Annotated in this window: 7 protein-coding genes; 4 read left to right on the top strand and 3 right to left on the bottom strand. The window is 55.5% G+C overall.

The window, feature by feature from the left end; genetic code table 11:
- Nucleotides 1–186 precede the first annotated feature (186 nt).
- From PSOLE_RS17955 to PSOLE_RS17940, 4 genes are all read left to right on the top strand, one after another.
- A complete protein-coding gene (locus tag PSOLE_RS17955) occupies nucleotides 187–411 on the top strand; it encodes a hypothetical protein (RefSeq protein WP_169716115.1) in 225 nt (74 codons plus the stop codon).
- Between the two features lie 44 nt (nucleotides 412–455).
- Nucleotides 456–845, top strand: a complete 390-nt coding sequence (locus tag PSOLE_RS17950; protein WP_074858810.1) for a response regulator — start codon at nucleotides 456–458, stop codon at nucleotides 843–845.
- Between the two features lies 1 nt (nucleotide 846).
- Nucleotides 847–1,386, top strand: a complete 540-nt coding sequence (locus PSOLE_RS17945; protein WP_074858812.1) for a prepilin peptidase — start codon at nucleotides 847–849, stop codon at nucleotides 1,384–1,386.
- A gap of 356 nt (nucleotides 1,387–1,742) precedes the next feature.
- Nucleotides 1,743–3,074: a tyrosine-type recombinase/integrase gene (locus PSOLE_RS17940; protein ID WP_244597313.1), complete on the top strand. Its 1,332-nt coding sequence runs from the start codon at nucleotides 1,743–1,745 to the stop codon at nucleotides 3,072–3,074.
- 111 nt (nucleotides 3,075–3,185) lie between these two features.
- Here the strand turns inward: PSOLE_RS17940 and PSOLE_RS17935 are convergent, their stop codons facing one another.
- The 3 genes from PSOLE_RS17935 to PSOLE_RS17925 form a co-directional block, all read right to left on the bottom strand.
- Nucleotides 3,186–4,187 (bottom strand): hypothetical protein, encoded by a 1,002-nt coding sequence (locus PSOLE_RS17935; RefSeq protein WP_074858816.1) that lies wholly within the window; start codon nucleotides 4,185–4,187, stop codon nucleotides 3,186–3,188.
- A gap of 418 nt (nucleotides 4,188–4,605) precedes the next feature.
- A complete protein-coding gene (locus PSOLE_RS17930) occupies nucleotides 4,606–5,433 on the bottom strand; it encodes a 3'-5' exonuclease (protein WP_074858819.1) in 828 nt (275 codons plus the stop codon).
- A gap of 266 nt (nucleotides 5,434–5,699) precedes the next feature.
- Nucleotides 5,700–6,809, bottom strand: a complete 1,110-nt coding sequence (locus PSOLE_RS17925) for a DNA-binding protein (protein ID WP_074858822.1) — start codon at nucleotides 6,807–6,809, stop codon at nucleotides 5,700–5,702.
- Nucleotides 6,810–7,097: the final 288 nt, after the last annotated feature.

Here is a 7,097-nt window from a genome sequence, read left to right as displayed (position 1 = left end):
TAGGCTCGTCCGGAGAACGAGAAATCTCGCCTAGACAGCCGGAACAGACGATGATCACATCACCGCCAGCCCAGCTAGACCGCCTGATTGAGCGGCAGAGGCCTGGTCATCGCCCGACGGCCATGGCAGCTGGCTGCTTCGGGGGGCTTACCTTGGGCAGGGCTGCAGCTTAGGTTGATGACATTGGTGACTACCCTGCCCCTCTATCCGTTCCTCGGCCCGCTCTGGATGCCCTACGATACGGCCCAGAGCGCGAAGAACCGCAACTACTACGCGACGAAGGAATTCGTCGAGCGCGAGAAGCGTAAGGCGCTCACCGAAATAGACCACAAGATGGAAGATAAACAGCTCACGTATGAGCAGCACGTTCGCGAGCAACGCCTGATCGAGGCCAAATACTCGCCCTACTAACGACCCATAAGGAGCAGGCTTCTGGCCTGCTTTTTGGTGCCTAGATGAAAGTAATTATCCTCGACGATTCGCGTACCGATTCCTACCTCGCAAGCCAAGTGGCCAAGAACTACTTCGACGAGGTAGAGGTTTACGGGATGCCGGCAGAATTTCATGCCGGGCTCAAGGGGGGCAATGAGCCTGATCTGATGCTCATGGATGTGCATATCGGCGATTTGCACAACGGCATCGGAGAGTTGGCCAGCATCAAGGAGCAGTACAACTCCACCAGCTTCATTCCTGTCATCATCGTTACGGCCTCTACCGATGCTGCGTTGCACAAACTGGCGTTGGAGCGAGGTGCGGATGCGGTGATCGTCAAGCCGATCAGCAAAGAGAAACTGGAGCCGATCCTGCGCGAACTGCTCCCCGAGCTTCAAATCGAGGGCGCGTAAGGTGAGCGTTGCCGACCTGTCCTACGGTTGGGCAGTAGTCCTGTGGTTTGGCATCCTGGGCCTGTGCGTTGGCTCGTTTGTAAACGCGTTCTGCTATCGCTGGCCCATCATCAAGGGGGTTGGTGAGTTCGCGGACGGTAAGCGCCTCCAGGAGCTTGTAACCAAGCACGGCAAGTTCACGCTCGCCTCGCCTCGATCAGCTTGCCCGTGCTGCCAGAGCAAGGTGCGCGCTCATCACAACATCCCCGTTGTCGGCTGGTTGTGGCTCAGGGGCAAATGCCGCGATTGCGGTGCCAGTATCAGCTGGAAGTACCCTGCTGTTGAGCTGCTGTTCGGTGCGGTTTTCGCCGGCTATGTGTGGTTCGAGGGGGTGTGGGTAGCTGGCCTGCTGTCGCTGGTCCTGATGCCTGTTGCATTCAGTTTTCTATGGTTGCGCATTGCGCACCGGCATAACGACAAGGCGTTGATCTGGTCGTACATCGTCACACTGGCAGCCCAAATTGGGCTGAGCGGACTGGGTTTGAGCGCCTACGTCCAGTAAACGAGCACAGCTTTTGGCAGGCCCGCCGCCTGCCTTTTTTTTGCCCGAAAAAAGGTGATAGCTCATGCAAGACACGCCGATCCTGTCCATCGAGAAAGAAGCCGATCTGTGCAATCTGTTCATGAAGGAGTTCGGCGCCCTGCCCGGCTGGCGCTGCTATCCAGAAGCGGGCGGCTTCGATTGAGCCAAGCGTTTCGCGGGGCGGTGCCCTATTTGCTTGTGTGATTGCAATCTGCGTCAGCTCCGCTATTTGGATTCAGCATCCTGCGTTGTGCTCGATGCGGCAGGTGCCCTGCCCTCCCCTACGATTTATACTGTGACCACTCCCTAGTTTGCAGGCTATGTAAATCGTGAATATGCAGGCAACTCACCCAGTCAACAAAGCACGCGCACTGCCTCGCAAGTCAGCAAAAGGCGCCAGTATTCGTCTGATCCCGTTGATCGACACGCATGCGGCTGTGACCAACTCAGATGCTGATGAGTACGAGGGCGATAGGCCCTTCATCACTGAGTACCTGGAAGGCTTCCAAACTCAGTTTGATGCGCGGGCTGACTACGATGCTGTCCGTCGATTCCTCAAGGCGCACGACGACACGCCGACCACGTTCAACAACTACCGCACCCAGGTCGAGCGCCTGCTGCTCTGGGCCTGGAACAAGCGAAATAAGGCATTCAGGGATTTCGTCCGCAGCGACGTTGAGGACTTCCTCAGCTTCTGCAAGAACCCTGATCCCGCCTGGATAAGCAGCGCCATTCACCCGCGCTACATCATGGTGGAAGGAATCTACGAGCCCAATCCGGCTTGGCGCCCGTTCGCCATGAGAACCCAGAAGTCCACCGCCAAGAGCGCTATTGAGAACAATCGCGAGGTGCCGGCCCCAACCTTCCAGATGGCGGATAGTTCGCTCAAGCAGGTCTATGCCGTGCTGAATTCGCTATTCAGCTACTGCACCGCTGACAGGCTAATGGATAGCAACCCTTGCGTGCTCATCAAGCGCGACATGAAGAAGAACAAGTCCAAGGCGCTCAAGATTCCCAAGCAAAAGTCGTTGTCCAAGCTGCAATGGGAATTCCTGCTGGAAACGGCTGAGCTGATGGCTGCGGAGAGCCCGAGCCCAGGCGAAAGAACTCTGTTCTGTATCGTCATGATGTTTGGCTGCTATTTGCGCGTCAGCGACCTCGCCGGCAATGGTGAGTGGGTGCCGGCCATGGGGTCGTTCGTTCGTGAGCGCGATGCGTGGTGGTATCACGTTATCGGTAAGGGCAACGTGCAGGCCCGTATTGCCGTTAAGCCCGACTGCATCAACTACCTGACGCGCTATCGCCGGTTCCGTGGTCTGTCGGATTATCCGGCACCGGGTGACACCGAGCCGCTACTGACGACAGTTCACGGTCGCCATGGATTGAAGGCGCGTCAGATTCGCGATGACGTTCAGGCGGTACTGGACCGAACTGTTCAGAGGATGAAGCATGAAGGCTTCCCCGAGTTCGAGTTGAGCGAGCTGCGGTCTGCAAGCCTGCATTGGCTTCGCCACACAGGCGCTACATTTGATGCCCCGCTGCGCAATCCGAAGAACCTCCAGGCCGACCTGCGGCACAAGAGCTTGGCGACTACCCAGAATATCTACTACCACGCCCTGGACGACGAGCGCAGTTCTGAGGTTGCGGGGCTTTCTTTGCGGCGCTGATCAAGGCCGGGGCAATGTCTCTCATTGCCCTTCGAGCTGGGCAAGTTCCTTAACCCCTAACATGAGAGTTGAGGCAGAGTAGGCTGTAGCAGTGCCGAAGGTAGTGCTCGGTTAAAACAAATTACAGAAATCACTTGTTGTCAAAGGGATTGGGAGCTTTGAGTCAGACTCAATAGAAACAGGGAACTGACCTACCTCTAACCATTGCCCGTGGTGATATACAAACCTAATCCAGTGCAGAGGAACGAAAGCTAAAATTTTAGCTCCATATAGACCTCTTTGAAGCTCCTTTGCTATCTCCATTTCAACTGCAAAAAGTGGCTCATCTTGCAGGCGGCTCCGTATGGCTTTATTGAAAGTTGGGTAAAACTCAATCGCACCACGATTCGACCACCATAGGTCAGTTTTGAAAAACCTAACTATCGTGCATTCTAGGCTTGTCCCAGAGGTTAAGATTACATCTTTTTCGCCCCCTTTGACCGTTGCAAGTGCTTCTCCCTCGGGAATTGTTACCATCACCTGCGTATCTTTGAAGACACTGCGAGTCATCAGTGTTTTGAATGACTTATCATAGTTGACCTCCAGTGAGGTAAAGATATGCCTATCTAGAAATTCTGTATCAATCAAGAGCAATTTATAAATGTCATGTAGCCATGATGTGGCTTCATTACTTATGAAGTAGTCGTGAAGGATGACATTGCTGCCATATAGAATGCTGGATGCTATATCAATTGCATACATCATGCGTGTGGCTGACACTGCATCGTTTTCCATTGCAAAAGATGCTACTTTGCTACTAATTGACTCTACCGCGTGGAAATTTAAGCTTGAGCTTTCATCGTGCATTTGGGGAAAGTATTTAGAATTGTAGAAGCTTCTCAGATCGTCCAGGTAGGATAATATCCATGGGCAATCTTGCTTGCTGAGAAAGGGGGGCTCGGAAGCAACAACCTCCATTGCGAATGTGATCGGATGGAATTCAGTTCCTAATCTTGGTTGTGGCTCCAGCTTCAAATACCTGACAGGGAAGTGCGACTCGCTATCTGTGACTAAATTGAAAGTGTATGGCCCGTTGCATTCCCGCTCAATAAGATCAATGCCTATGTATTTCATACGAAGTCCTCAATGAATATCTAGAATATTTCTCTTAACAGTTTCCAGGTGCCGATTTGGCGTAGGTGAGATAGTCATCGAAGCCCGTTTCGACATGCGCCAGATTCCCGCAATGGTTATTCTTATTCAAGCAGGGCAGCAGGAACCCTCACTCGAACTTACCGTACACACTTGACGAATCCGCTGCCTGAACCTCTCGCTTCGTGGGAAGGCCCGCAGGCGCTGCACACCAGCAGCCCATCGCGCTCAGGGGCGAAGCTCCAGTCATAGCATTCGGTGATGCCCTTGAACCCCGGCATCGAATGCGCCGTATTCTCGCGGCAGCCGCACACCTCACATTGAAACAAGCTCATAGCTAGGCATTTGTGGGATGCGAATAAACATCCGTACAAATAAAGTCTCTCTTCGAAATAGAGTTTCATCCTAAAACAGGGGGCAAAGCCTCCTGTGGGACGGTGGCCACTTTCGGCCCTGCCGGTCGCCGTCCGTTCGTGCGGCGCTGCAAGTATCGCAGCACACCCAGCGTCATGCGGGCGTCGGCAAGGGAGCGGTGTGCGCCGCCTTCTGCCACGCCGCAGTCGGTCGCAGCCTCGATCAGCTTCAACCATCGCCAGCGGTCGCGGCTCCGGTCGTACTCTCCATGCCACTCGGCATACATCAGCATCGCGCAAGCGGTCGTCAACACTGGCGCGGTGAGTCCGTGTATCTGGTAGGTCTGCCGCAGCAAGCGCGCATCAAAAGCGACGTTGTAGGCAACGACTGTTCGGCCAGCAACGGCGGCGGCGTACTGCTCGGCCACCTCGGGCCAGCTCGGCGCACTGGCCACCATGGCGTCGGTGATTTTGTGAATCGCTGTCGCCTCGACCGGGATTGGCCGGGTCGGGCGTACCAACGTGTCGAGGATCGGTGCGCCGGTCACGTCGAGTATGGTTATCTCGCAAATCTCGGCGTCATCACCGAGGCCGGTGGTTTCGGTGTCAAGCACAATGCAGCCTGCGGCAATCAGGTCTTTTGCCTGGGCTGCGACGTGCTGGCGACGGACTTGGGCACGCCCAGGCATCCAGCGCCACGGCACGCACTCAGCTGGGTTGTACACATTATAAGCCCCCTGCCCTTGCCAGACACTGCCAGCGGGCTTTGTGTTTAGTCCCGGCATGAGGCGGAAGCGCTCCTTGAGGTGCTTACGGCATAGAAGCCCCTTGGCCTCTGCTTCGGCTGGGGTGAGGTGTTTTCGGGTTTTGCTCATTCGACCTCCTTGTTGGTGTCTCAGGCCCGGCGGTAGTGGGCGGCGATTCAGACGCTCGAAAGTATGAGACTTTATTTTCACGATTCAGGCCGCGCCCAATGCCACGCGATCCTTTCAGAATGACACTTTGCCCGCCTGCCAAGCCTGAGCCTTTCAAAACAGTCCAGAAAATTGGCGCAGCTTAGGATGCGACTTTATTTGCATCCCACAGCATTGGTCAGTCAGGGGCAGTTGTGCAAAGCCCTGCGCCTGTAGGCACCCTTGCTTCAAGTCTTCTGGAATAGCCGTTCAATCTCGCGTTGAGCAATGGCCAGCTCCTTGAAGTCTGGACTGTCCTTTGCCTTGGTGTTTCGCGCAAGCTCGAACACGCGGCGGGAATGATCCACAAGGTTGGCGATCACCGAGCGATTGTCAGTGGCCATTTCATCCAGCTGCTTAGCGCAGCGAGCTTGCACGTCGATAATCTGTGATTGCATGCCTGCGAGCTGGCGCTGTAGTTCGCTGTTGGCGCTCATCGTGGTTGCCAGCTTGCTCTCTCGCTCGTTCTCGCGGCGTTTGAACTCAAGCTGCTCCACGGACAAGTCGCTGACCAGGGCTTCGAGTTTGGACTGCTGCGCTTCGGCCTGTGCGGCTCGCCGCGACAGCTGTTCACCGTCCTTTGTCAGCCGTTCCAGCTCTCGCTTGGCGTTGCCCAGTTGTTCGGTGAGCCGAAGCTCATTTGCGTGAGAGTCGCGAAGGCTGCTCTCAAGCCCTTCGACCTGCTTGGCATGCCTGTCCGCATCCTGTTTACGTTGGGTGGCAACTTGCTGCTCGTAGTGCTCAGCCATTTGCTTCATTTCGTCGATCTGGCGGCTTTGGCCTAGCAGACGCTCATTCAGCTGCTCGTTCAGCGCCTCGGCGACGTTAGCGCGATCTTTCAGTTCGTCCCGATCAGCTACTACAGATTCGAGCTTTTTCGTCAGGGCCTCCAGGCGCTGCGTGAGGTCGGCGGTGATTCGCTTCTCCGCCTCGAACGAGTTGACCGCTGTTTCTTTCTCCATCAGCAGTGTGTTCCAGCGCGCCTCGATGTTGCGCCTCACTGCCTGTACCTCCGCCCGCTCTTTGGCCACCCGCTCATCTGCCAGCTCGCCAAGCGTTTGCACCATTTCCCGACACAAGCTTTCGAGCCTGCTTGGGAACTCGTCCAGGTGCTGCTGTGGGCTGGCGCTGCCCGAGCGGACCATATCGATGAATCGCATGAGGGTGGTGTTCGAGCCTCCCCCAACCCTGGCCCTGACAGCCCTCACTGATGGTTCGGTGCCTTCCTCTTGCAGCTCCCGCATTGCATCGGCGACCTCGGCCAGGGTCACTGGATGCTGGCGTTTTGTGGGCTTCATAGCGGGCTTCTCCGGGTCTGTGTTTCATGTGGCGGCGTAACGATAAAGATAACGCGGATAACGTAACGGTAAAAGAGTAACGGTGAAAAAAATGCAGGTATTTTCTGACATTGCATAAAGCCTATAAGCGCATGTCAGAGCGCCTTCATGGGGTGCTCTACGCTTGATTAAGGGAAAACGCACGTTTAGTGCGATGTAACGTCATCACAGTCGTTACGGCATGGCTGGGCAGTGTGGCGTGCAGGATGTGGGCTACTGGGGGACGATAGAGAATTCGGAAAAAATCGT

Origin of the sequence: Pseudomonas oleovorans subsp. oleovorans, from assembly GCF_002197815.1 — a bacterium.
In the GTDB taxonomy this organism is placed as follows: Bacteria; Pseudomonadota; Gammaproteobacteria; order Pseudomonadales; family Pseudomonadaceae; genus Aquipseudomonas; species Aquipseudomonas oleovorans.
Note: the sequence above shows the minus strand (reverse complement) of the source record. Positions and strands in the feature narration are given on the sequence as shown.